Annotated in this window: 22 protein-coding genes and 2 pseudogenes; 18 read left to right on the top strand and 6 right to left on the bottom strand. The window is 51.1% G+C overall.

What is annotated here, in order from left to right; all coding sequences use genetic code 11:
• Positions 1–21: 21 nt before the first annotated feature.
• From ruvA to A3OW_RS0123060, 12 genes are all read left to right on the top strand, one after another.
• A complete protein-coding gene (gene ruvA, locus A3OW_RS0123115; RefSeq protein WP_020565835.1) occupies positions 22–627 on the top strand; it encodes a Holliday junction branch migration protein RuvA in 606 nt (201 codons plus the stop codon).
• On the top strand, positions 624–1,658 hold the full coding sequence (ruvB, locus tag A3OW_RS0123110; RefSeq protein WP_020565834.1) for a Holliday junction branch migration DNA helicase RuvB: 1,035 nt from the start codon (positions 624–626) through the stop codon (positions 1,656–1,658). Before ruvA ends, ruvB begins: the two co-directional genes overlap by 4 nt.
• A gap of 68 nt (positions 1,659–1,726) precedes the next feature.
• A complete protein-coding gene (gene ybgC / locus A3OW_RS0123105) occupies positions 1,727–2,131 on the top strand; it encodes a tol-pal system-associated acyl-CoA thioesterase (protein WP_020565833.1) in 405 nt (134 codons plus the stop codon).
• The gene (gene tolQ, locus A3OW_RS0123100; RefSeq protein WP_020565832.1) at positions 2,121–2,798 is read left to right on the top strand and encodes a protein TolQ; all 678 of its coding nucleotides are present in this window, start codon (positions 2,121–2,123) and stop codon (positions 2,796–2,798) included. The genes ybgC and tolQ overlap by 11 nt, the downstream gene beginning before the upstream one ends.
• Positions 2,795–3,232 carry a protein TolR gene (gene tolR / locus A3OW_RS0123095; RefSeq protein WP_020565831.1) on the top strand — a complete coding sequence of 146 codons (438 nt, stop codon included), beginning with the start codon at positions 2,795–2,797 and terminating at the stop codon, positions 3,230–3,232. The genes tolQ and tolR overlap by 4 nt, the downstream gene beginning before the upstream one ends.
• A gap of 5 nt (positions 3,233–3,237) precedes the next feature.
• A complete protein-coding gene (gene tolA / locus A3OW_RS0123090; protein ID WP_020565830.1) occupies positions 3,238–4,698 on the top strand; it encodes a cell envelope integrity protein TolA in 1,461 nt (486 codons plus the stop codon).
• Between the two features lie 129 nt (positions 4,699–4,827).
• On the top strand, positions 4,828–6,069 hold the full coding sequence (gene tolB / locus A3OW_RS0123085; RefSeq protein WP_051091877.1) for a Tol-Pal system beta propeller repeat protein TolB: 1,242 nt from the start codon (positions 4,828–4,830) through the stop codon (positions 6,067–6,069).
• A gap of 199 nt (positions 6,070–6,268) precedes the next feature.
• Entirely contained in the window at positions 6,269–6,859 is a 591-nt protein-coding gene (pal, locus tag A3OW_RS0123080; protein WP_026223880.1) for a peptidoglycan-associated lipoprotein Pal, read from the top strand.
• A 48-nt stretch (positions 6,860–6,907) separates the two neighbouring features.
• Positions 6,908–7,756 carry a tol-pal system protein YbgF gene (gene ybgF, locus A3OW_RS0123075; protein WP_232422428.1) on the top strand — a complete coding sequence of 283 codons (849 nt, stop codon included), beginning with the start codon at positions 6,908–6,910 and terminating at the stop codon, positions 7,754–7,756.
• A 2-nt stretch (positions 7,757–7,758) separates the two neighbouring features.
• Positions 7,759–8,400 carry a 7-carboxy-7-deazaguanine synthase QueE gene (queE, locus tag A3OW_RS0123070; RefSeq protein WP_026223879.1) on the top strand — a complete coding sequence of 214 codons (642 nt, stop codon included), beginning with the start codon at positions 7,759–7,761 and terminating at the stop codon, positions 8,398–8,400.
• Positions 8,401–8,410: 10 nt separating this feature from the next.
• Complete coding sequence (queC, locus tag A3OW_RS0123065; protein WP_020565825.1) at positions 8,411–9,085, top strand: 7-cyano-7-deazaguanine synthase QueC; 675 nt, start codon at positions 8,411–8,413, stop codon at positions 9,083–9,085.
• A gap of 374 nt (positions 9,086–9,459) precedes the next feature.
• Positions 9,460–9,882, top strand: a complete 423-nt coding sequence (locus A3OW_RS0123060) for a response regulator transcription factor (protein WP_020565824.1) — start codon at positions 9,460–9,462, stop codon at positions 9,880–9,882.
• Positions 9,883–9,982: 100 nt separating this feature from the next.
• Here the strand turns inward: A3OW_RS0123060 and A3OW_RS0123055 are convergent, their stop codons facing one another.
• Together A3OW_RS0123055 and A3OW_RS0123050 are read right to left on the bottom strand one after the other, a co-directional pair.
• Positions 9,983–11,344, bottom strand: coding sequence for a YihY/virulence factor BrkB family protein (locus tag A3OW_RS0123055; protein ID WP_020565823.1), 1,362 nt, complete (start codon positions 11,342–11,344; stop codon positions 9,983–9,985).
• 271 nt (positions 11,345–11,615) lie between these two features.
• Positions 11,616–12,116: a macro domain-containing protein gene (locus tag A3OW_RS0123050; RefSeq protein WP_020565822.1), complete on the bottom strand. Its 501-nt coding sequence runs from the start codon at positions 12,114–12,116 to the stop codon at positions 11,616–11,618.
• A gap of 444 nt (positions 12,117–12,560) precedes the next feature.
• Here A3OW_RS0123050 and A3OW_RS0123045 point away from each other — a divergent pair, with 444 nt between their 5' ends.
• On the top strand, positions 12,561–12,821 hold the full coding sequence (locus A3OW_RS0123045) for a hypothetical protein (protein ID WP_157385958.1): 261 nt from the start codon (positions 12,561–12,563) through the stop codon (positions 12,819–12,821).
• Between the two features lie 498 nt (positions 12,822–13,319).
• Here the strand turns inward: A3OW_RS0123045 and A3OW_RS26700 are convergent, their stop codons facing one another.
• Positions 13,320–14,843, bottom strand: coding sequence for a beta-propeller fold lactonase family protein (locus tag A3OW_RS26700; protein ID WP_083918272.1), 1,524 nt, complete (start codon positions 14,841–14,843; stop codon positions 13,320–13,322).
• 247 nt (positions 14,844–15,090) lie between these two features.
• On the bottom strand, positions 15,091–15,372 hold the full coding sequence (locus tag A3OW_RS0123035; RefSeq protein WP_020565819.1) for a hypothetical protein: 282 nt from the start codon (positions 15,370–15,372) through the stop codon (positions 15,091–15,093).
• A 115-nt stretch (positions 15,373–15,487) separates the two neighbouring features.
• Between A3OW_RS0123035 and A3OW_RS0123030 the strand changes: the two genes are divergently transcribed.
• From A3OW_RS0123030 to A3OW_RS27455, 3 genes are read left to right on the top strand one after another with little or no spacing between them, the layout of a single operon-like run.
• Positions 15,488–16,630, top strand: coding sequence for a hypothetical protein (locus tag A3OW_RS0123030; protein WP_020565818.1), 1,143 nt, complete (start codon positions 15,488–15,490; stop codon positions 16,628–16,630).
• Between the two features lie 10 nt (positions 16,631–16,640).
• Positions 16,641–18,746 (top strand): ATP-binding protein, encoded by a 2,106-nt coding sequence (locus tag A3OW_RS0123025; protein WP_020565817.1) that lies wholly within the window; start codon positions 16,641–16,643, stop codon positions 18,744–18,746.
• A 2-nt stretch (positions 18,747–18,748) separates the two neighbouring features.
• Entirely contained in the window at positions 18,749–19,852 is a 1,104-nt protein-coding gene (locus A3OW_RS27455; RefSeq protein WP_232422427.1) for a DNA methyltransferase, read from the top strand.
• 97 nt (positions 19,853–19,949) lie between these two features.
• Here the strand turns inward: A3OW_RS27455 and A3OW_RS0123015 are convergent.
• A pseudogene (locus tag A3OW_RS0123015) lies at positions 19,950–20,980 on the bottom strand (IS3 family transposase); the annotation flags it as partial.
• A gap of 52 nt (positions 20,981–21,032) precedes the next feature.
• On the opposite strand from A3OW_RS0123015, the gene istA reads away from it, so the two are divergent.
• Together istA and istB are read left to right on the top strand one after the other, a co-directional pair.
• Positions 21,033–22,208: an IS21 family transposase gene (istA, locus tag A3OW_RS25710; protein WP_020565813.1), complete on the top strand. Its 1,176-nt coding sequence runs from the start codon at positions 21,033–21,035 to the stop codon at positions 22,206–22,208.
• Positions 22,195–22,988: pseudogene (gene istB / locus A3OW_RS29255) on the top strand (IS21-like element helper ATPase IstB). The gene istA and the pseudogene istB overlap by 14 nt, the downstream one beginning before the upstream one ends.
• Here istB and A3OW_RS0122990 read toward each other — a convergent pair.
• A complete protein-coding gene (locus A3OW_RS0122990) occupies positions 22,985–24,013 on the bottom strand; it encodes a hypothetical protein (RefSeq protein WP_020565812.1) in 1,029 nt (342 codons plus the stop codon). The pseudogene istB and the gene A3OW_RS0122990 overlap by 4 nt on opposite strands.
• Positions 24,014–24,294: the final 281 nt, after the last annotated feature.

The following is a 24,294-nucleotide window of genomic DNA, read 5'->3' as shown; positions in this document are numbered from 1 at the left end:
ATCCGCCCACAGGCAGCCGCAATGATCGGATTTTTACAAGGCATTCTCGTTCATAAAGCTCCGCCCCTGCTGTTGCTGGACGTTCGGGGCGTCGGTTACGAACTCGAAGCGCCGATGACGACCTTTTACAATCTGCCGCCGATAGGCTCGAGCATCAAATTGCATACGCATCTGGTGATCCGGGAGGATGCTCATATTCTGTTCGGTTTTTCGACGGAGCAGGACCGCGCTCTGTTCCGGATGCTGATCAAAGTCAACGGCGTCGGCCCCAAGCTGGCCTTGACCATTTTATCCGGGCTCAGCGCGGAAGAGTTCCATCGCTGCATCGGCGACAACGATACACAATCGCTCGTGCGCCTGCCCGGCGTCGGCAAGAAAACCGCCGAGCGCTTGCTGATCGAAATGCGCGACCGCCTGCCGAACTGGGCTGAAGGTCTGGCCTCAGGCGACGGGCTTTCCGCGGCGCGGCAATCCGCTCCGGACAGCCCGAAGCAGGAAGCGATCAGCGCCTTATGCGCACTGGGCTACAAACCTCAAGACGCCGCTAAAATGGTGCAGCACATCGGCACCGACGGAAAAAGTTGTGAAGACATTATAAGACTGGCATTGCAAAGCACCGGCAGATGATAGAACGAGATCGATTGATCACCCCCCACAGCCGCCTGGACGAAGAAAGGCACGACCGCGCCATTCGGCCCAAGCGCCTGGCCGATTATATCGGACAGGAAGAATTGCGCAGCCAGATGGAGATTTTCATCAAGGCGGCGACGCTGCGGCAGGAAGCTCTGGACCACGTGCTGATTTTCGGGCCGCCGGGTTTGGGCAAAACCACTCTGGCCAACATCATTGCCGCGGAAATGTCGGTCAACATCCGGCAGACGTCGGGGCCGGTTCTGGAGAAAGCGGGCGATCTCGCGGCTCTGCTGACCAACCTGGAAGCCCACGATGTATTATTCATCGATGAAATTCATCGGTTGAGCCCGGCAGTCGAAGAAATTCTCTATCCGGCCATGGAAGACTACCAGATCGACATCATGATCGGGGAAGGACCGGCCGCACGATCCATCAAACTCGATCTGCCACCGTTCACCCTGGTCGGCGCCACGACGCGCGCCGGCCTGTTGACCTCGCCATTGCGCGACCGTTTCGGCATCGTCCAGCGACTGGAGTTTTACAGCACGGGCGAACTGGCCACCATCGTCACCCGTTCGGCGTCCATGCTGGGCATCGACATCGAGCCAGGCGGCGCCCACGAAATAGCCCGGCGCTCCCGCGGAACCCCCAGAATAGCCAATCGGCTGCTGCGCCGCGTCCGGGATTTCGCCGAGGTCAAAGGCAACGGCCGGGTCACGGAGAGCATTGCCGTGGAAGCGCTGGACATGTTGAAAGTGGATCATAACGGCTTCGATGCCCTGGACCGCAAACTGCTGCTGACGATGATCGAAAATTTCGCCGGCGGCCCGGTCGGACTCGATACGTTGTCCGCCGCCATCAGCGAAGAGCGCGGCACCATCGAAGACGTGCTGGAGCCGTATTTGCTTCAACAGGGTTTCATCATGCGTACGCCCAGAGGACGCGTCGTCACGCACAACGCCTATCTGCATTTCGGCCTGCAGCCGCCCAAAGCGTCCGGCCTGTCCGCCGATTTATTCGAATGACCGACGGCTGTGCTTCACCTATTGAATGCTATTCTTGAAATTCGCTCCGACTCCGCTCTTTTGACCGAATGACCCCGTTTATCTGGCCCATACGCGTTTATTACGAAGACACCGATGCCGGCGGGGTCGTCTTCTACGCCAATTATCTTAAATTTTTCGAGCGGGCAAGGACCGAAATGCTCAGATCCATGGGCTACGAACAAGACGAGCTGAAAATAGTCGAGAAAATCCTCTTCGTCGTGCGCTCGGTGCAGATCGATTATTTAAGTCCGGCCCGTTTTAACGACCTGATCCAGGTCAGTGCCAAAATCACCGAAGCCAAAAAAGCCAGTCTGATTTTTGCACAAACCGTTACCCGGGACGGCGACGTGTTGTGCAAAGGCACCGTGCGCATCGCCTGCCTGGATTCTGAAACCATGCGTCCCAAAGCAATTCCCGAACCTTTATTAGAGCAGTTAGCGAATGAATACTGATTTGTCGATTTTCCACTTAATTAAAGAAGCCAGCTTTGTCGTCCAGTTCGTCATGCTGCTGTTGTTAAGCGCCTCGGTGGCGTCCTGGACGTTCATCTTTTCCAAACGGAAGGAACTGAACCGGGCGGTCGAAATCACCGATGAGTTCGAAGCGGAGTTCTGGTCCGGGGTAGCGCTGGCCGAACTGTACCGGAAACTGACCGCGAAAGATTTTGAACCGGAAGGCATCGAAAAAATATTTCTGGCCGGCTATAAGGAATTTTCCAGAATGCGCCAGACCGGCACCGTCGAGCCGATGGTGCAGGTGGAAAGCGCGCAGCGGGCGATGCGCATCGAATTGTCCCGCGAACTCGAACGGCTCGACGAGCATTTGCCGTTTCTGGCCACGGTCGGCTCGACCAGTCCTTACGTCGGTCTGTTCGGCACGGTCTGGGGCATCATGAATTCATTCCGCTCGCTCAGCAACGTCAAGCAGGCCACTCTGGCGCAGGTTGCTCCGGGCATCGCCGAAGCGCTGATCGCGACCGCGATCGGCCTGTTCGCGGCGATTCCCGCGGTTATCGCCTATAACCGCTTTTCCACCCGGCTCGACCGGCTCACCGGCCGCTATGAACTGTTCGTCGAAGAATTCGTCGTATTACTGCAAAGACAGGCGCACCAAAAATGAGTAGAAAAAACCGCCGCAGAAAGCCGATGGGGGAAATCAACGTCGTCCCTTATATCGACGTCACGTTGGTATTGCTGATTATTTTCATGATCACGACGCCGCTGCTGCAAACCGGCGTGAAAGTCGACCTGCCCGAAGCCGAATCGGCCGTGGTCGAGCCGAAGAACGAGCCGCCGCTGGTTCTGACGATTCATAAAGGAGCGGAAGGAAATTACCAATATCTCATCATGTGCTGCGATAAAGAGCAGGAACCGATCGATCCCGAGGCAGTCGATGCCAAGGTATCGGCGATTCTGGCCGAAAAACCCGAGACGCAGGTGCTGATCGAAGCCGACAGAGACGTCGATTACGGCACCGTCGTCACGATGATGGCCGGTCTGAAGAACAGCGGCGTGCCGAACGTGGGCTTGCTGACCCGGCCTGAAGAAAAGTAAACGGGATGAACACAAAAAAATATTCATGGCCGTTCGTATTGGCCCTGACTCTGCATGTTTCGATCGTGCTGCTGATCATCCTCAGTACGCTGTTCAAAATGCCGGACGACTCGGGGCCGCCGACGCCCGAAATCATTCAGGCGACGATTGTCGAACAAGCGCCCGAACAGCCGACGCCGACAGCCAAGACCGAACCTGTAACGGAGCCGGTGGAGCCGGCACCGAAAGTCGACGAAGCCGCCGAAATGCAGAAAAAGGCCGCGGCCATAGCGGAAGCTCAGGCGGCAAAAGCCAAAGCCGCTGCGGAAAAGGCGGCCGCCGAAAAAGCCGCTCGAGAAAAAGCCGAACAAGCCGCGGCAGAAGCCAAAAAGCTGGCTACTGAAAAAGCCCAGGCGGAAGCCGAAGCCAGGGCTAAAAAACTGGCCGCCGAAAAAGCCGAAGCCGAGCAGCTCAAGGCGCAAGCCGAGGCCGAAAAAGCCGCTGAAATAAAAGCGCAAAAGCTCGCTGCCGAAAAAGCCGAAGCGGCTGCGAAAGCCAAAAAAGCCGCAGCGGAAAAGGCCGAGGCGGCGGCCAAAGCGAAAGCCGAGGCCGAGAAAGCGCAAAAGTTGGCTGCGGAAAAAGCCAAAACGGAAGCCGAAGCCAAAGCCAGAAGGGAAGCCGAGAAACTGGCCGACCTGAAAGCCAAAAGGCTGGCCGCCGAAAAAGCCGAACAAGAAAAGGCGGCGGCCGCAAAAGCCGAGGCTGCCAAAGCCGCTGCCGAGAAAGAAAAAAAATTGGCGGCTAAAAAAGCCGCCGAAGAAAAAGCCAAAAAACTGGCTGAAGAAAAAGCTGCTCGAGAAAAAGCGGAAGAGGCCCAAAAGGCAGCCGAGGCAAAAGCCAAAAAATTGGCCGCTGAAAAAGCAGCCAAGGCCGAAGCCGAGGCAAAAGCCAAAAAGCTGGCCGCAGAAAAAGCTAAAGCAGAGGCCGCAGCCAAAGCGAAAGCCGAAGCGGCCGCAAAAGCCAAAGCGGAAGCCGAGGCCAAAGCGAAAGCCGAAGCGGCCGCAAAAGCCAAAGCGGAAGCCGAGGCCAAAGCGAAAGCCGAAGCCGCCGCAAAAGCCCAGGCGGAAACCGAGGCCAAAGCGAAAGCCGAAGCGGCTGCAAAAGCCAAGGCGGAGGCCGAGGCCAAAGCGAAAGCGATGAATGACGAGTTCGAAAAAGCGAGAGCGGCCATTCAACTGAAAACCAATCGAAGCTGGATTCGTCCACCCACTTCCAGCTCGGGGTTAAAGTGTAAAATCAGGGTCCGGTTAATGTCCGACGGCACGGTAATTGAAGCCACGGTCATCTCGTCGAGCGGCGACGAAATTTTCGATCGCTCGGCCGAAAACGCGGTAAACAAAGCGTCGCCGTTGCCTGTGCCCAAAGACAAGGATCTGTTTGCGAAAAAATTCAGATCGTTTACGTTTACATTTGAACCGGACCGTTAATTTTCTGTTTTAATCGATAGCGCCCATGAATTGAATCGAAAGGAACAGGAAGATCAGGGTGTATTGTTAAGTGAAAGAGGTGAGCACGTGAGTGTTTTTAAAAGAATAGTGTGGCTGGTCTGGCTGGGCATGGCCCTGCCCTGCGCGCAAGCCGAAATGGACATAGAAATTACCGAGGGCATCGAAAGCGCTTTGCCGATTGCCGTGGTTCCTTTCGCCCTGCAGGGAGCGGCCGTGGCTCCGATCTCCATCAGCCAGGTGGTCAACTCCGATTTAGGGCGCAGCGGCTACTTCAGGACTCTGAACGAACAATCCATGCCCAGCCGTCCCAGTAGCGCGGAAGCGGTCCAGTTTGACCAATGGAAAGCCATCGGCCAGAATTATCTGGTCGTAGGCCAGGTGACGCCGACGGGAGGACAATACAATATCCAGTTCCAGTTGCTGGATGTCAATAACGGTTCTCAGTTGCTGGGCTATCGCATGAGTTCATCGGCGGCCGATCTGCGCCGGACGGCACATCACATCAGCGATCTCATTTTCGAAAAACTGATCGGCAAAAAAGGCGTCTTCAGCGGCCGCATCGCCTACATTACCAGCAGCGGCCAGGGAGCACATCGGACTCATATGCTGCAGGTGGCCGATGCCGATGGTTTCAATCCTCAGACGATCGCCACCTCCACCGAACCGCTGATGTCGCCTTCATGGTCGCCGGACGGACGAAAGATGGCGTACGTATCGTTCGAGCGAAAATCGGCGGCCATTTACATACAAACCCTGGCAACGGGCCAGAGAGAAAGGGTTGCGGAATTTCCGGGCATCAACGGCGCCCCGGCCTGGTCGCCCGACGGCACGCGACTGGCGTTGACCTTGTCGAAAGACGGCAGCCCCGACATTTACGTTCTGAATCTGATCACGCGCTCGTTAACCAAACTGACTCGAAGCTATGCGATCGATACCGAACCCACTTGGTCTCCGGACGGCGGCAGCATCGTTTTCACTTCGGACCGGGGCGGCAAGCCCCAGTTGTACATCACCGGCAGCCAGGGCGGATCGGAGAAAAGACTGACTTTTTCGGGCGATTATAACGCCAGAGCCAGTTTCTCGCCGGACGGCAAATACATCGCGATGGTGCACGGCAACGGCAATGATTACCGCATTGCCGTTATGGACATGGCCACCCGCTCCATCAACGTATTGACCAGCGGCCCCACCGACGAATCGCCGAGCTTTGCGCCCAACGGCAGCATGATTCTTTATGCTTCGCAGCGCGGCAGCGGCGGCTATCTGGCGGCAGTGTCCGTTGACGGCAAAATGCAGCAGAAACTGATTTTCGACAGCAATGCCGTGCGCGAACCCGCCTGGTCGCCCTAGTACAGGAATGGGCCGAGAGTTTCTTACCGTTTCGTTTCGACTGATTTAAACAAAGCGAGATTGAATCGCGGTCTTTCATTTAATCGAAGCGAACGGAAACAACTCAGTGCATTTCCGGCGGTTTTATCTTCCTGCCGGATTATTGGCAGAATTTGAATTATTTTGTAAAATTAGTAACTTATTTTTTAGGAATATGAAAATGCAATTAAACAAAACGTTGTTAGTATTGGCGATCAGTGCCGTATTTTTGTCGGCTTGCAGCGATGACGCAGCCGATACCAGTTTGACGGACGGCACTCAAACGAGCGCAAGCGGCATCAACGACGCTTCGACCAGCGGCCTGAACGGCGCCGGCGGCATGTCGGGTTCCCAATTCGGCGGCGCCGGCGGCGCCTACGGATCGGGCCAATACGGCGGCAAAGGGGGATTGGGGCCTGAATTCAGCGATCCGAACAACCCTCTGTCGAAGCAGACCATTTATTTCATGCTCGACAGCAGTCAGGTTCAACCCGATTTCATACCGGTGATCAATGCTCATTCCCAATACCTGGCCGCCAATCCCAACCAGCGCATCAGCGTGGAAGGTCATTGTGACGAGCGAGGTTCGCGCGAATACAACATTGCTCTCGGCGAACAACGCGCCAAGGCCGTCGCCAACATGATGAAATCCCAGGGTGTGTCCGACAGCCAGATCGACATCGTCAGCTACGGCGAAGAAAAACCCGCCGCTTTCGGCAGCGATGAAGCCTCGTGGGAACTCAATCGCCGCGCCGAATTGGTATACAAGTAAATGAAGCCCTACTCTCTTCTGCTAGTATTCGCGGCTGGCGGCTTTTCGATGCCGTCGCATGCATTGCCTCCGGTCGTCAATACGGCGGGAGGCTATCCCCAGCAGGCACCTGCGGCAGCCAATGCCCCAAAAACCGCTCCAAGCAATACGATGTATGAAATCCTGAACCGACTGGAGCAGTTGCAAAGTGAAGTGCAAACCCTGACCGGCAAGGTTGAAGAGCAGGCTTATCAAAACGCCGAGCTGAAAAAACGCCTGAGCACGATGTATTCCGATTTTGACGAACGCATGCAGAACGTCGAAAACAAACTGGAAGGCGCCCCTTCTGCCGACGCAGAAAATCCGGCGACATCGGAAAGCGCAGAGGACAATCCGCCGGCGTCGGAAAATAAGGACTCTCCGGAAGAAGCGCCGGCCGCCGAAGCGCAGCCGGCCGAATCCGGAGGGCAAGCGGCCGATAAAGCTCAGGCTCCGGCCGCTCCTGCACCGGCCCAGGCGCCGGCCGTCCCCGAGAATGAAAATCAGGAATATCGTGAGGCCTACGATGCGCTGCGCAACGGCCGAACCAAGCAATCGATCGAGGTCTTCAACGCCTTTTTAAACAACCATCCGTCGAGCCAACTGGCGGGCAATGCCCAATACTGGCTCGGAGAAGCCCATCGGGTCAATCAGGATGCCGATTCCGCGCGCAAGGCGTTCCACAAGGTGATCGAGAACTATCCCGACAGCGCCAAAGTCCCGGACGCCTTGCTCAAGCTCGGCTACGTCGAATTCGACTTGAACAACATGGCTAAGGCACGCGAGTATCTGACCCAGGTGACGGCGAATTATCCTAATACGGCTGCGGCTCGCCTGGCTTCCAAAAAGCTGCTGCTGGTCAAGGACGCCAAGCCCTGATCGTGAGCTCTCTTCGTATTACCGAAATTTTCCATTCGCTCCAGGGTGAATCGGATACGGTAGGACTTCCTACCGTATTTATCCGCCTGACCGGCTGCCCTTTGCGATGCGTTTATTGCGATACCGAGTACGCATTTACCGGCGGCAAGAAAATGCCGATCGCGGCGATTCTGGATGAAGTAAAACATTACGGCACTCCGTACGTCACCGTGACCGGCGGCGAGCCCCTGGCGCAGCCGTCCTGCATCGACTTGATGAACGAACTGCTGAAGGAAGGCTATCGCGTTTCTCTGGAAACCAGCGGTGCCATGGACGTCGCCAAGGTCGATCCGCGCGTGATCAAGGTCATGGATCTTAAAACGCCGAGTTCGGGCGAATTGAGCAGGAATTTATACCGGAACATCGACCATCTCACGCCCAGAGATCAGGTGAAATTCGTTATCGGCAACGATGAAGATTACGACTGGTCGAAAGCCACATTAACCGCATACCAACTGCCAGAGCGTTGCCAGATATTGTTCTCTCCGGTCATGGGGCAACAAAATCCAACCCGGCTTGCGGAAAAAATTCTTAAGGACCGCTTGCCCGTCCGCTTTCAAATACAACTGCACAAAATTCTCTGGAACGATGCCCGAGGCAGATAACCCACTACCGATGCCCAAAAAAGCCGTCATCCTTCTATCGGGAGGACTGGACTCCATCACCACGCTCGCGCTGGCCAAAAGTCAGGGCTATCTGTGCCATGCGCTCAGTTTCAATTACGGACAACGGCACAACGCCGAACTGATTGCCGCCCGGAAAATAGCGGCCGCTTATCAAGTGGCGGAACATAAAATCATCCATCTCGGCCTCGATTCGATCGGAGGATCGGCGCTGACCGACGAGACGATCGCGGTCCCCACCTCCCCCCAGGACGGCATTCCTGCCACCTATGTTCCGGCCAGAAATACGATTTTTCTGTCTTTTGCTCTGGGATGGGCGGAGGTTTTACAGGCTCGCGACATTTTTATCGGGGTGAATGCGGTCGATTATTCCGGCTATCCCGATTGCCGGCCCGAATTCATTCAGGCCTTTCAGCGGCTTGCCGATCTGGCGACCAAAGCCGGCGCCGAAGGTGAACACGTCACGATCCATACGCCGCTGATTACGTTGAGCAAGGCCGAAATAATCCGGAAAGGCGCCTCACTTGGCGTCGATTACAAAGAGACGGTATCCTGTTATTCGGCCGATGAAGAAGGCCGTGCCTGCGGCTTGTGCGATGCCTGCCGTTTGAGGAAAGCCGGTTTTGCCGCAGCCGGGATTGAAGACCCGACACGCTATCAAAATTGATTTGTTCGATGTTTCTCAAAATCCCTACGGCAACGGACAACTATACTTTTACTCTGTTTAGAGGGGTCCTGTATAATTTAATGAAACGAGAGACTTCGCTTTCCAAGCCAGCGGAATTCAACAACTTAAGTTTGTCTGAGAAGAGTCCGGCCCATCCATTCCGGCTTGAGCACATGATTTTGAGCGCCAGATCCGCAAGTCGAATCCATGGTTCACAGGCAAAGATTATCACAACAGTTGTTCGAGAAAAATGAGTATATGGAAGATTTTTCCGAGAAACGAAAGCCTGCTAATACTTTAGTACAATTCACAAACGCAAAAAAATGTGTAAACTAGCTCACACGAGGTTTGGTCACCTGACTTAAGATACCGACATGATAGACGTTTTTGTAATCGATAATGAAAATACCATAGCTCGCTTTATAAATCCGGACAAAGCCGCGGTAACCGTTTATGAAAATGAAATTCGCGCCTTGAATGCCGTCGAAAGTTTAAAGCCCTCCATTATCATCGTTAATTACAATATTCACAAATCGGCCACCATGGAGCTGGTTGCCTTACTGTTCAGAGCCAGTTTACAAAGCAAAATTGTTCTCATCGCGCCCAAACTCAGCGATGATGAAATTCTGAATTATTTGGCGGTCGGCACCAAAGGTTATCTTCAAACCGAAGAGGTGGAAAAATTCATCAATAAACTGATTAAAGTCATAACCGACGGAGAAGCCTGGATTTCGAGGCGCCTGGTCTCGAAATTGATAGCCCGGCTGCATCGTCAAAAAATGTTGATTACGGTTTGAGACCCGCCAGGGTGGTCGTAGCCGATCAGTTCAATCGTTCATCCGGAAGTACGAAAAGAGTTAACCTCCGGACATCTTAAAAAATTTCCCAAACCTGTTTTCAACCGGCTTGTTCATTCTTTTGAGAAGATGATGCCCGGTGATCAAGCACCCAATCGCGCAAGGTGAGATCGTCCAGAATAGCACAGGCCGACTGTTCCATCTTGACCAATAACTCCCTGACCTTGCCGGGAAATTGGATATTTCCCGTCATCTTCTCATGACTTCCCTTCGGCTCCCGCATCGCCTGATAAATTTCCTGAAGGCGAAGGGTCTCAAGAGCCCGCGCCGGGAGAAAAGACTCCGGCTCGGAATGCAGAGCCACCAATAGCCCGTTTTGTTCCAGTCTTGTCAGGGACTTCAGCACAATCTCCACAGGCAAAGCCAGGGCCTCTGCCAGAGCATTCACGCTCCAGGCCGTTTTGCCTTCGTAGTAAGCCTTCCCGATCAGGTACATCAGATAGAATCCCATGTATTCCTGTTGTTGATGGCTCAATTCCGGAGCTTGTCCGCCAAATCGAAGATAACCCGAGTGCTGGTGATAAAACGAGATAACGCCTCCTATCAGCAGAGTAAGCCAACTGACGTAGAGCCAGAACATAAAAAGTATGACGATGGCGAAGCCCGAATAAATCGCGTTGTAATTTTCGGATTCGGTCACAAAGGTGGCGAATACCCAACCTGCGATTTTCCAGCCCAGCCCCCCGAGTACGCCTCCGATCAAGGCCGAGGTGAACCGGACGTCCGTGCTGGGCATGAACATGTAGACAAAGGTAAATGCGAACACGATCAAGGCGTAGGGAATGAACACGCCGAGCAGGTAGTACAGCGTGCCTAGCGGCTTTACTGTGATGATTTGCTGAATCCATTCGTTGGTCTCCATGGAAGCCATAATGCCCAACGCCGAAAATACCAGAACCGGCCCGATCAAGAGAACGCTCAAATAATTGCTGACGCGGTGCAGCCACGTTCTGGTCTCTCTTGTTCTCCAAATCCGATTGAAACTGTCCTTGATGATTTCCAGCAAAGACACCGCCGAGTAGATCAAAAACACGATGCCTACCGAGCCCAGCACCCCGACCTGTACGTTTTCGACAAACCCGACAATTTTGTCGGTTAAATCCAGCCCTTTTTCTCCCAATGGAGCCAGAACTTCCACCAGGAAAGGTCTGAGCGCGTTGTGAAATCCGAAAGCCTTGGAGACCGAAAAACTGACGGCGAGAAGCGGCACCAGGGAAAGCAGCGTGGTATAAACCAGAGCCATTGCTCGAGTATTCAGTTCTCCTTCGGTCATTTCACGGACCAGAGTGCGCATCCAACCGAGAAAACGCGTCAGATAAGGATTCCCGTTCGAAAGAAAGCCGAAATACGGGGAGCCGGAGTCCGTAGCCGAAGTGCTTCCAGAATCTGTTTCTCTTAACATCGCAATCCCCTTCCCATAAAAATGGAGGCCCGGATGGCTTCTAAAATGTCTTTTTCACGGCATCGTCTGTGAAAATCCACGCTGACGGCAGCGTAGACTGCTGCCCATTCTTGAAAACAAGAGATTAATTTAAAAGATTGTTTTTTCAGTGTTAAAGTTCAGGAGTCACTATTATTGCACGCCATCGACCCATGCCTTTCTCCGAAACGGTGTTTGCGTTTCAGCCGTTTCCGTTGCCCGCTGATGGCCTCTAAAATAAAAGTGCTCAATATTAAAGGGAAGGCAGCCCCGGTTCATGCGCCTGTTGGCCGGGACGATACACGGCGTAGATATAGACAGGGATATCGAGCCCGCTTAAATGATTTTCCATGATGGGCAGCACGTCGTCCCAGTCCAGATCGCCTACCCCGGTAGCCAGTCTCGGCAAGGCAATCGAGGTGATTTTCTCCGTTGCGATGATTTTCAGGCAGGCGTTCAAGGCATGCTTCACATTGCTGAGCGTCGCCTTCCCGTGAGGATTCTCGACGCTGCCCATCCCTTCCTGGGTAATCAGATTCATGATATGCACGTGGTCAGGGCCGTTCCATAGCCAGGCCTCTCCGGGCTTGGTGTTATGCTGGTGACACCATCGGTGAAAATCCTTCGGCAAGGAGGGATATTTTTTTTGGAGTTCCAGCGACAAGCCTTTATCCATCGGATCGTTAATTCCTACTCCGTGCGCTATCGCATGGGCTTTGCTCAACAGAATATCGCCTTCGACTTTGTAAATCATAATGTCCTCGTAGTACTCCGGATTCAGATCATGCCGTCTTCATAGCCCGGCAAGTTGCTCCACCGTTGCTGCCGGAGACGGCTCTTCAATACTAATATAAAACGTTTATCGGTTTTTCCTCAATAGCCCTAACGAAATTATGGAAAATAATCCATCGATACAAAGATGATAAGATGCGCCTACCCAATTTCTTCTTTATTCATTATCATCCTCTATTCAACCCTATCTTGGCTTTTCTCACATCTTTAAAATATTATCAGAACTACCATCAAACGCCGGAAAATCTCCAGGCGTTTTATTTTTAAAGATCAAAGCAAGGAACTCTACAGGAGGACTCGGTCAAATTCGGCAATAATTCTTGTCTCTCCTAAAGTAAAGAAACATCGATTGGCCCGCATCTGAAACCGGTGTATATTTAAAATTCCATTATTTATGGTTAACGTCATGATTTTTAAAAAGTTGATATCGAAAATCAGTCAATTTACTCAAGAAAATCCGATTGATACCTTTTTCATTCTTTTTTTTGCACTGCTGGTGGTCATTTTATCCAGTTTATATCTCAGAGTGGACTTCGATGACGAGCATTGGGAAGAGTTCAAGGCCGAGCATCATTGCCAGTTGCGCACGACTAAAACCGGCACGCAGCGAGCAAGCTGGGTTTGCGACAACGGAAAAACCTATTTTCGCTGGAGGCAACAGCGTTAATAAAGCCTCATTATAATCAGCTCCGGTATTCTCTTCGCTAATTGTTCCACGCTCGAAATGATCGATTATAGGAAAGAAACTCGACCGTAATTTGTTCAAGCATCCAGGGCAAGCATTTAAAAAATTCTCATTCAAAAACAAAGGATCGGCTTCCGTCGGCTGTCGCTCGGTTCAATGAAGTCGAGTTAATTGATACGGCGGGATGAATTAGTCCGAACGTCGGCTAAAAAACAAGGAAACTCGGGAGATCGGCCGCTATTGTCTGAATCGAAAGAATCAACAATGAGACAAGGCCATTGAAGGCCTTTTTGAACACTGTTTTTATCTTACCTTGAAAGCCCGTTGGTTTACGGTTACGGAAGTCTTTTAACATCTTCCCCGCTACGCTTCAGGCCGAAGTAATGTAAAAAAAAGGCTGGCGGTATGCTCGCAATACACTGTCGAGGAGTTACTCGACAGTGCCTGCTAAGATACCGCCAGCCGTCACGAGAGGAATGACTAATTGGTTACACTAAATGAGCGGTCGGCCGATGCTTTGAGACCGCTCGAGGTATTGGTAATGGAGAACCCTCTCAAACCGGCAGGCGCGTTACTTGCGATATTGAGCGTCAGGGTAACGGTGCTCGCATTCACATACTGAGTCGATTTAATCGTGACGCCGGCGGGAGTAGGCAGCACGGCTGCGGTAAAGTTTTGCTCGAATCCGCTGCCGGTCAGAGTCACGGTCACGGTGGCGCCTTTTTTGCCGGAAGATGGAGAAACGCTGGTTATGGCAGGAGCCACGGGGGCTTCACAGACATCACCGACACCATTGCCGTCACTGTCGGCCTGATCGGGATTGGCTATCGACGGGCAGTTATCCGCCGAATCGAAAATGCCGTCCCCATCGCTGTCGGCTTCGGGCACCGGCACATCGACGGCCAGCACGGTCCAGGCGTTTTTAGCCGTAGGCAGCGTGGCTAACACACTCTCCGAAACGGTATCAGTGATCGACACAGTTCCATCGATAGGAATGGCAACGAAAGCACGAGTACCCGGAGTATTCAATACGGTCCAATAAGGTCCAGTGCCTATCGGTAGAGTCTTGGATACCGATTTAGTGGCGGCGTCGACAATGACCAATGAGTTACTGTTTGATGGAGCGATATAGGCTTTTTTGCTATCGGGAGACACCACAATTTCCCAAGGCGTCGGACCGACCGGAACAGTTGCCAGTACCGGATGGGCGGATGTGTTCGCATCGATGCTGGTTGTATCCACCATCGTCACGGTGCCGTCGTCGCGATTGACCACGTATACTGTATTGCCGTCAGGCGAGACGTTCAGGTTAACCGGGAAATTACCCGTGGGCGTCGTAGCGATTGTCTCCAGCTTGGCAACGTCGATCGTAGCCAGCGTGTTATTTCCCCGAACACAGACATAAACACGGCTGCCGTCAGGCGAATTGACCAGACCGGAAGGCTGGTCGCCGACCTCGATGGACTTTATCAGCGAATGGCTGGCGACTTCGATGACATCGACTGCCGTCGAATTCTTGGGAGAAGTCAAGACATATTTGCCGTCCTTGGTGACATTGACGAATCTCGGATAATTGGATACCGGAATGGTGGCCACAACCGTATTATTTGTGGTTTCAATCACCGAGACCGTGCTTTCATCATTATTTGTTACATACACTTCCGATCCGTCGGGTGTCACCGCGGAAAATTCAGGAGACAACCCGACAGGTACCGTAGCAATCAGCGAGTTTGATTGAGTATCGATGACGGAAACAAAGTTTCCATCCCTATTGTTGATATAGACTCTTTTGCCGTCCGGGCGTGCTGAAAGGCGAGTCGGATGCGCCCCTCCTAAAGATATGGTTTTCACTACCGAATTGTTAACGCCATCAACAACAGTGACACTACCCGGTACGGTATTATTCACTACATATGCATAAGTCTTACTGGCAGCCTCGGCGATGGAAATGCCGTCTACAATCAAAGCCATCAGCATAGCCGTTGTTATACGTGATATTTTCATGTTACGTTCCCTTATTCATCAATATAAATTGGTAATCATCCTAGAAGGGTTATGAATTTGATCCTATGCAGGTCAGCATGCTTCCTTCCGCGGCCATTCATTACTTCATTAGTTTTCGGTGAAGATTCCCGAAAATGTATCTTGTCAATCGGTTTCCGAACCGAACTCAAACGACGCAAGTACATTGGCGCGTAGTTTATTTGAACAGCCGTCTTTCTACATCTTATCAATATCACGATTTTTATGGTTATATCATCCCGGCCAAAAACGAATGAGGCGGGATATTTGTCCTGATTTCAAAACGGCACGGTACGGTGCCGTTATTGTAAGTGAATTGGATGGAGCGTTTTTCCCAGATACGAACCGACTGCATATCGGCTTCCGACGGCAGCGCACGCTCAGCAAGAAACAACCAACGCGATGCCGGCTGGGCTCCTTGAAGAATTTCGTCGGCGGTTTCCGCCAAGGCTTCGGCATCGGCATAAGCATGCGGCGTGGCATCACGCTGATTGCCTTCCAATTCGTTCATCAATAAGAGACAGTTACATAGTGGCTAATAAGCTTGTCTAGAGAAAAAGTTAAGCTTGCCTGATTATTAATGCTATTTGATAATGCACGGGTAAGAAATAAAGAGAGGAATTATTTTGATCGATCCGTTGACTCAATCACAACTTAAAGATGCCATAGCTGAGTGTATTGGTGCTGATCAAAGTATTCTGGACGCTCTGCGCAAGGAAATACGTCCTCTTAAGCATGCTACTCGACGTATCCAACCTCGCGCAACGACTTCTATTTCATTAGTTGGCACTGATGGCGGCAATAACCAACTTCAGTTTGATCCATTTCTGATTCAGATGATACGGGTAGTGGACAGCAGCAATAACGAATATTGCTTAGAAGCTGTCTCTCCTACTACTCCAGTTCAAAAACTTTATGACCGTCAATTCTGTCCTCCGGGCTCTCCAAGTACTGCACTCGGAGAGATGATGGCATTTCTGGACGTTGACAGTTTGCCCGCTCTCTCTCATATGATTCGACCAGGCGACAAGGGCAAACCTGTCTCCCCCACTTGGGTTCAGGTTTATAGAGAATTAGTTGAATGGGCTATTTTGTTTTCTATTCTGAAAAAGGATTTCGGCACTGATACATTGATTGTGTGTGATGGATTATTGCGAAGTAAAGTATTTGCTAAGGACCTGTTCCAACGCCTGCTTCAAGGGATGAATGATCGTATCGAAACACAGTGGAACCGAAGCCGCCGCAGAATATATCTTGCGGGAGTGGCAAAGCATAGCAAGGTACTCTCCCGTTACCGTCTGGCAATGGCATTAGAAGATGTACTTCAGACCGACTACCCATCGTATGTTGAAGTGCCACGCGATGTTGAGGAACGCGCATACGTTTGGTCAGAATTCGCGCGAGGGGATGATCGAACTGGGGAAGGAGGTGAGATCAACAAGTTCGTGGGTGGAAAAATGTTTTTGGTTAAGTTTGGTTCTCATCGTCGTGATCCGGTTTGGCCGATTGACATTTTTGTGCCACAAATCGGAGATTCGCAAATTATTCTAGGCTCTATGCTTGCCGATGCAATTAATGGTTTTCCCGTACCTCATTACCCACGATGCTTACAAAAGGCACATGAAAATGCAGCCTTGGTCGATTTTGATTTCGATATACTGCAAGATTTCATTTATGAAGGGGTAAGATCGAGTTTAGGTATAAACGCTAGCACCTTAGATGTTTTTCAGCTTCAGGATGCTGATCCTGCACAACAACGTTATCGATAATGGATAAAAAATGACAGAAATCCAACTTTTTCCCAAGGACCAAGTCGTTGGCATTTTTCGAGGATTCCAGCAGGGCGGAATGGAATTTCATGCCGACCTTGTATTGCCCTATCGGAACGAGTTTCAAAATATCCCGATGCATGGTCAATTTTTGCTTGTTCAACTGGAAACACCAGATGAAGCAGTCCTGGGACGGATCGCGTCGTTTTCTTCAGAAGGCAAGCTGTCATTTGGTTCTGGTGAGGAATTTAACATACGAGCAGTCCGTGAGGAACGACCAATTCCAGAAGACCTAAGAGAGCAGTATCTTAAATATCGGGTTAACATTCGAGTACTTGGAGTGCTACGAAAGAATGCCAAGGACTTGACCTTTGTCCCTTCGCACCGCCGTTTGCCGCATGTTGGCAGCAAAGTTGCGTTTCCAGCAAGCAATGTACTTCGTGAAATTGCTGGACATAATATTAATGGAGCAGAAATTGGACATTTGGCATTCGGTGAATATATTTATGCTGCGGGTAACAAAAAATTTGATGCGCTGGAGTGGATGCAACTCATTCAACCAGAAATTTTGGTAAGGTTTCCAATCGAATCCCTAGTATCACGTCGAAGCTTTGTATTTGCCCGAGCCGGATTTGGCAAATCAAATCTCAATAAATTGCTATTCAGCAAACTTTACGAAACCACGCCTCATGTTATTAAGCGTGGTAACAAATTGGTACCGGTGGGTACAGTTATTTTCGATCCTGATGGTGAATATTTTTGGCCGGATGATAAAGGGCGTCCAGGGCTGTGCGATGTCCCGAGCCTCGAAGACAAACTAGTCGTATTTACGGAGCGAAAAAACCCAAGCGCTTTTTATCAATCTTTCGTCGCCGGTGGTATCAGACTGGATATTAGACGTTTAAGGCCCGGTGATGTAATTGCCATTGCCTTGAGTCCGGATCGCCAAGAACAACAGAATGTTAGAAAGCTGCGCGGATTGTCGCAGGAACGTTGGGCATCTCTGGTCAACCTGATAGACATTAACGGAAACGCAGCACCGCTTGAGGATATATGCGAGCTTCTTGATCTCGATCCCTCACGCCAAGAAGCAGAAGCTTTAGCTGCAAGAAGTAATATGACATCAATTGTAAAAATGTTGCATGACCGGGGTAGCCAACTTATGGACATGCTCATACATTCGCTTTCTGAAGGGAAGCTCTGTGTTATCGATGTCTCCCAGATGAGAGGCGGTCAGTCTCTTGTCCTTTCGGGCCTGATCCTACGCCGTATTTTTGATCGAAATCAGCAGGAATTCACTGCCGCTGATCCTAAAACGATACCAACCATTGCAGTAGTTGAAGAAGCTCAATCAGTACTCAATGAGAACGCACCGGCAGCAGAGCCTTATATCGCTTGGGTGAAAGAGGGGCGTAAGTATGATCTTGGCGCACTGCTTATTACCCAGCAACCCGGCAGCATTCCCGTTGAGATTCTCAGTCAAGGTGATAATTGGTTTATCTTTCACCTTTTGTCGGCAGCCGATCTAACTTCATTAAAGCGAGCCAATGCGCATTTTAGTGATGACTTGTTAAGTTCGCTCCTCAACGAGCCCATTCCAGGGCAAGGCGTGTTTTGGAGCTCGGTGGGCGGGAAACCTTACCCGATAAGTCTACGCGCTCTGTCATTTGAGAAAATGTTTTCAATGCAAGACCATGATTACAATCAACCTGCAGGTAATACTTATGCGCAAACATTGCGCACCATTTTTAAAATTCAGGGGCAAACTGTTACATCGGTACATATACCTAACCTTGTCAGCCCTGATAATGTATTCCCCATTGAGGTAGATCAAGGTGAAAATATTGATGTAATGGCAACTCTCATGCAACAAGCGATCGACTCCCTGCGAGCGGATAGCAATATAATGGAGAAAATTGGATCACCGGATGGCGTTGCCTGGGGGGCCGTAAAGGCTTTTTTTGTTAAACACTTACCAGCACATCTTGATGATCGAGATCAATTTGCTTACGAGCTTGTTAAAAAAGCAATGGATCAAATTTACGGGCCTCAAAATCAACAGTGGGAGACATTCAGGAATTCAAGTGGCAAAACATATTTGCGTCGAAAGAGGTAGTCTTGGGCAAGCTAAATGAAAAACTGACACTCCTGAATGGTATTTGTCCTTACTTTACGATGTTTCCCCTAGATTTCCCGCTTAATATTCTCAAGCGACGAGCGAGGAAGACAGATCTAGTACTCGATCCTTTTTGCGGTCGAGGCACAACCAACTTTGCCGCACGTCTTGTCGGTCTGAATTCATTGGGAGTAGATTCAAGTCCAGTTGCAGCGGCAATTACTGCGTCAAAGCTAGTAACAGCAACTGTTGATGATATTCTTAGGGAAGCTCAACTGATTCTAACCGAATACAGAGCAAACCAAATTCCAACGAGTGAGTTTTGGCAATGGGCTTACCATCCAACTGTTTTGGATTCGCTATGTCGAATCCGAGAGGCACTTTTGGAAGATTGCTCCACGGCGCCCCGTATCGCACTTCGCGGTATAGTCATGGGTGCGTTGCATGGTCCAAAACAAAAAACCTTTCCAAGCTATTTTTCAAACCAATGTCCACGTACTTATGCCCCCAAACCTGCTTATGCTCTACGCTACTGGCTAGATAGAGAGCTTTTGCCTGAACCGATGGATGTTTTGGCCGTCATTGAACGGCGAGCCAAACGTTACTATGGTATGACGCCCGTCATTAATGGAAGTGTACGATTGGGTGACAGCCGTAATGAAATATCGCTTCAGCCAGATCATCCGGAAAATCGATTCAATTGGGTAATTACCTCGCCTCCATATTATGGTATGCGTACTTACATACCGGACCAATGGCTCCGTAACTGGTTTGTGGGAGGAAGTGATACCGTTAACTATACGAACCAAGGTCAGGTAGTACATGCAAGCCCTAAGGAGTTTTCCGATGACTTGCAGCAAGTGTGGCGCAATGCCGCACGAGTGTGCGCTGACGATGCCAAGATGGTCATTCGTTTTGGTGGAATTACGGATAGACTTGTAGATCCGCCAGTTTTAATTAAATCCTCGCTCAATGAAAGCGGTTGGCGAATCCATGCAATCCGAAATGCAGGAACAGCGTTGGAAGGAAAGCGTCAAGCAGATTCTTTTTTGCGTAAAAAGACAAAACCGATAATTGAGTATGATGTCTGGGCAACCAAGCAATAAACCCCATGCTAGGCCAGTTCAAAATCGTAATGGGGCCAGCCACTTTTTGACAATCAAGCAGCAATCATGATACGTCAACACTTTTCCGGACACACGGTTAAGCCGCTTTATGCAGCAATTCGTAGTCCACAGGCGACCTATAGCCATTGGCTGAATGGAGTCGCTCGCGGTTGTAAAAAACCTCAATATACTCAAATATCGTCTGTCTAGCCCCAGCTCGGGTTTGATAGGTCTGCGGATGCACCAGTTCGGTTTTCAAGGTATGGAAGAAGCTTTCTGAAACACTATTATCCCAGCAGTTGCCCTTACGGCTCATGCTTTGCCTTATGCCGTGCCGGGCTAACAGCGCCCGATGGCTTTCCGAGGCATATTGACTGCCGCGATCGGTATGCCACATCAGACCCTTCTCCGGTTTTCGCTTCCAAACGGCCATTAATAAGGCGTCATTCACCAGTTTAGCCCGCATAGGCTCGGCCATGGACCAGTCCACCACTTGCCGGGAATACAGATCAATCACTACGGCTAAATAGAGCCAGCCTTCCCGAGTAGGAAGATAGGTGGTATCGCCGACATAGACCTGATTGGGTCGACCCACGTTAAACTGTCGATCCAGATGGTTAGGTGCAATCGGCAGATCATGTTGGGAATTCGTCGTGACCTTGAATTTGCGCTGGGTTTTACAGGCTAATCCCGCTTCTCGCATGAGACGGCCTATTCGCCGGCGACTGACCGTCCGATCTCGGCCTGATAAGGCGACCTTGAGACGGCGAGTGCCGTAGGTGGTCCGACTTTTATTGAACTCACTTTGCAGGATCTTCGTAAGATCGGCATCGTCTTTTTCAGCCGTGGTGGGAACGCGATGCAGCCAATCATAATAGGCGCTTCGCGATACCTGCAAGAACCGGCACATCGAGCCTACCGCAAATTCCGTTGCATGCTGTTGGATCCAGGCGTACTTCACCGTTGCTCCTTGGCGAAGTACGCGGCCGCCTTTTTTAATAAATCGCGCTCCTCGGTCAGGCGAGCCATCTCTTTCTTGAGGCGTTTGAGTTCGTCGTAAAGAGGCTCGTCGGTTCGTGCCGTTTTATCGTTCTCCTTAGGGCGGCTGTATTTGCTGATCCAGGCGTTGAAGCAAGAGATCAGCTTCAAACAGGCCCGCTACTACGAACCGGTGCTGGACATGGTGCCGGGCGAACAATGTCAAGTCGACGGCGGCGAGTTGCGCGGCGTCATGATCGGAGGTACGGAAACCACGGTGTATTTTACGGTGTTCGTACTGTCTTATTCACGGCTGATGTCTGTGTCGGTCTCTGACCGTCCGATCGATACTGACCTGTTGATTCGCCAGCACGATGCCGCGTTCCGCTATTTCGGCGGCATGCCGCAGGAATGCGTGTACGATCAGACCAAGCTGGTAGTGATCAACGAAACGTTTCGGGAGTTAACCTTGAATCAGCGTTTCCATCAGTATGCGACGGCCGCCGGCTTTCACATCCGCTCCTGTGAAGGCTATGATCCGGAAAGCAAAGGCAAGGTCGAAGCCGGTGTCAAATATGTCAAGCACAACGGGCTGTACGGCGAGACCTTTGCCGATTGGCGTGACCTGGAGCAGCATGTGGCCGACTGGCAGGAGCGGATTGCCAATCAACGCCTCCACGGCAGTACCGGTCAGTCCCCGCGCGCCTTGTATGATCGTGAGGAAAAAGCCAAGATGTTGCCGTATCTGACCCCGTCCTGTCTCGATGCCACAGCGGCCGTCGTGGTGACGCGCAAAGCCGATAAGACCGGCCTGATCGCCTGGCAGTCGAATAAATACTCGGTACCGATGGCATATCAAAATGCGCGGGTTGGCGTTTGCGAACAAGACGGCCGGCTACGGATCAGCGACTTGAGCAGCGGCGAAGTGATCGCCGAACATGGCGTGTGTCTGGACAAAGGACAGATCATCAAGAACACCCATCATTACCGCGACAGGGAGCTGCGCGTCGAAACGCTGGAACAGGAACTGCAACAGTTGCTGGCTAAGCCAGACCTGGCGTTGGCGCTCTGCGCGGTGCTGAAAGCCACCTCGCCGAAAATCTACAAAGACCAGTTGGCGGGCGCCAAACAAGTGCTGGCCGAGCACATTCGGAGCCACGGCGCCTTGCCTGAAGCGCTGTGGCAACGACTCCTCGATACGCCACGCTTAACCGCCACCGGGCTTAAGGAACGGCTGGCCGCCTACCAGCGGCACCCTGAGCGGATCACGCCGGCCGAGGCGAAACCAACGGCCAGCCCGGCGTCAACCGTCCTGGCGCGTTATGGCGCCCTGCATGGCCACCCCACTGGCCAGGGAGTGAGCCATGGCGTCCATTAACAGCGTCGCCCAGAGGTACGGCAGTCTCTGCCTGGCCGGTATTGCCGACGCGCTGGAACAACTGTTGAGCCAGGCCGAAGCCCATGAAAGCTCCTATCTGCAGTTTGCCGAAAGCCTGGTCCTGCACGAACAGCAACAACGCAACGGCAAGCGCATCGAGCAAAACCGTAAACGCGCGGGCTTTCCGCTGCACAAAAGTCTGGAAGAGTTCGATTACCGGTTCCAGACCACGATCAGCAAACGCGACGACTGCATGGATGCAGGAGGTAGAGCAACGCAGGAGCAGTTGCCGAGGTCAACAGCCTGCTCGACTTCGGCTTTATCGACAACCGCGACAACGTCGTCTTCATCGGCCCGCCCGGCGTCGGCAAGACCCATCTGGCCATCGGCATCGGTCTGAAAGCCATCGACGCCGGTTACAAAGTCAGCTTCCACACCGCCCTCAGCCTGATGGAAACCCTGGAAGTGGCCGAACTCAAAGGCGAGTTGAAAAAGAAGATCAACCAGTTGCTCAAGTTCGATGTGTTGATCATCGATGAACTGGGGTATCTGCCGATGAACAAACAAGGACGGCATAACCTGTTTCAGCTCATCAACGCGCTGTATGAATACCGGTCGATCATCCTGACCACCAACAAGGACTTCACCCAATGGAGCGAGTTCTTCCACGATGATAACGTCGCCGTACCGATCATCGACCGCATTATCCATCATTCACACATTTTTATGCTCGGAGGAGAAAGTTACCGACTCAAAACAAAACTGAATCAGCCATCTTAATCCTGGAAAAGTGGCTCAATTTTAATGGCCAAAACTGGCTCAATTCTGTTGGCCATTGACACCTTTCCAGCCAGATGAATTCCTCTGCCAAACGTTCGGAAGATTCGGCGGCGGCGTTTTTTAGCCGCTCGTTGAGCGCCCGCAAGTTCCAGCCCAAATAGTATTCCCGTTCTTCGCCCACGACATGAATTCCATCTCTTTACATCCCAAACACGATCTTTTTTTGAAATTCGAGATTCTTCCCAACGCCTTAAATGATCAAATAACTGATCTTTCGTACAATCTAAATTAAAGTGATCGAAATCAAAACCATCATTTTTAACCTGATTTTCGAGCCATTGAATAAATTCAGTGAGACTTGCAAGCCGCTTGTCATTTTCTGATACCGAACCATTATTAGAAGAATACGCGCTGTCAATGCTTACAAAATCCAAATGGCATTCGTGTTCTATTGGCGCTGATTTGCGGAAATAATCGAAATAGTGTTTTCGCTGTATTTCGAAGTAAATCCGGTCAATATCAGCAGTTAATAATTTCCCATCATTAACTTTCTTTATGAAGGCGCTTTGAGGATGTGAACATGGGAGCAATATTTTTATTCGTTCTTTAAATTCATTCCAGTCAGTTTTCTGGTTAAATCCAGCTAGCCTAAAATCCTCTTCATCGTCATCGCTTAATCTAAATACGCCTCTTTCGAGCGGGCATGACATGTATTCTGCCCTCAAACAGCGCAAGCCATTGGTATCGTACACTTTGCCTCTGACATTTGGATCTCTGACAAAAATGCCTTGTAAATCCCTGTCATATTCATAATTTTTGTCTGGAAAAGTTTGTTGATTTTCATAAGAACTTTCATCGTCTTCCGGATCTGGATAGTCATCCGAATAGAGTCCATACCGCTTTGGCGGCTTCCATTCCAAAGGATCTTCAAATGGGTTTTTTGTTTTCCTGGCAATTGCGAGTTTTCTGGAGTCGCCATTACGAACTAACCATTCACCATGGGCTTTAAAATTAACTAGGATCATTTCCACTCCGTCCAAGTGAAAGCCGTCAAGAAAGGATTAACCGGAAACAGGCTGACGATACCCGCTTATCGCCCCGTCGGGCTACCCGGTTGGCTAGGATTGTATCAGTTATTTTTTGCCGCGAGAATGCAGTAAACGACGGAAACTGGATATTTGAGCAGGCTTTAGTCTCATCTACGAACCCGATGAGCAGGGATAAGAGGAGGCCGGAAACGAGTACGGAAATCGAAAGCCTGACTCGTTTATTACTCAGGACGAATAAGCTATCCGGCTGACTTAAT

Source organism: Methylosarcina fibrata AML-C10 (genome assembly GCF_000372865.1).
Classification (GTDB): Bacteria; Pseudomonadota; Gammaproteobacteria; order Methylococcales; family Methylomonadaceae; genus Methylosarcina; species Methylosarcina fibrata.
The sequence above is the reverse complement of the archived record's forward strand: the minus strand, read 5'-3'. Positions and strand labels throughout refer to the sequence as shown.

What these genes read in the sequence shown, in the direction of transcription:
- A3OW_RS26700 (WP_083918272.1), bottom strand. Translation starts at nt 14,843, where the DNA reads ATGAAAATATCACGTATAACAACGGCTATGCTGATGGCTTTGATTGTA.
- A3OW_RS0123025 (WP_020565817.1), top strand. Translation starts at nt 16,641, where the DNA reads ATGACAGAAATCCAACTTTTTCCCAAGGACCAAGTCGTTGGCATTTTT.
- ruvA (WP_020565835.1), top strand. Translation starts at nt 22, where the DNA reads ATGATCGGATTTTTACAAGGCATTCTCGTTCATAAAGCTCCGCCCCTG.
- ruvB (WP_020565834.1), top strand. Translation starts at nt 624, where the DNA reads ATGATAGAACGAGATCGATTGATCACCCCCCACAGCCGCCTGGACGAA.
- tolR (WP_020565831.1), top strand. Translation starts at nt 2,795, where the DNA reads ATGAGTAGAAAAAACCGCCGCAGAAAGCCGATGGGGGAAATCAACGTC.
- A3OW_RS0123055 (WP_020565823.1), bottom strand. Translation starts at nt 11,344, where the DNA reads ATGTTAAGAGAAACAGATTCTGGAAGCACTTCGGCTACGGACTCCGGC.
- A3OW_RS0123060 (WP_020565824.1), top strand. Translation starts at nt 9,460, where the DNA reads ATGATAGACGTTTTTGTAATCGATAATGAAAATACCATAGCTCGCTTT.
- ybgF (WP_232422428.1), top strand. Translation starts at nt 6,908, where the DNA reads ATGCCGTCGCATGCATTGCCTCCGGTCGTCAATACGGCGGGAGGCTAT.
- A3OW_RS0122990 (WP_020565812.1), bottom strand. Translation starts at nt 24,013, where the DNA reads ATGATCCTAGTTAATTTTAAAGCCCATGGTGAATGGTTAGTTCGTAAT.
- A3OW_RS0123035 (WP_020565819.1), bottom strand. Translation starts at nt 15,372, where the DNA reads ATGAACGAATTGGAAGGCAATCAGCGTGATGCCACGCCGCATGCTTAT.
- tolB (WP_051091877.1), top strand. Translation starts at nt 4,828, where the DNA reads ATGGCCCTGCCCTGCGCGCAAGCCGAAATGGACATAGAAATTACCGAG.
- A3OW_RS0123045 (WP_157385958.1), top strand. Translation starts at nt 12,561, where the DNA reads ATGATTTTTAAAAAGTTGATATCGAAAATCAGTCAATTTACTCAAGAA.
- pal (WP_026223880.1), top strand. Translation starts at nt 6,269, where the DNA reads ATGCAATTAAACAAAACGTTGTTAGTATTGGCGATCAGTGCCGTATTT.
- tolQ (WP_020565832.1), top strand. Translation starts at nt 2,121, where the DNA reads ATGAATACTGATTTGTCGATTTTCCACTTAATTAAAGAAGCCAGCTTT.
- queC (WP_020565825.1), top strand. Translation starts at nt 8,411, where the DNA reads ATGCCCAAAAAAGCCGTCATCCTTCTATCGGGAGGACTGGACTCCATC.
- istA (WP_020565813.1), top strand. Translation starts at nt 21,033, where the DNA reads ATGGTGCCGGGCGAACAATGTCAAGTCGACGGCGGCGAGTTGCGCGGC.
- ybgC (WP_020565833.1), top strand. Translation starts at nt 1,727, where the DNA reads ATGACCCCGTTTATCTGGCCCATACGCGTTTATTACGAAGACACCGAT.
- tolA (WP_020565830.1), top strand. Translation starts at nt 3,238, where the DNA reads ATGAACACAAAAAAATATTCATGGCCGTTCGTATTGGCCCTGACTCTG.
- A3OW_RS0123050 (WP_020565822.1), bottom strand. Translation starts at nt 12,116, where the DNA reads ATGATTTACAAAGTCGAAGGCGATATTCTGTTGAGCAAAGCCCATGCG.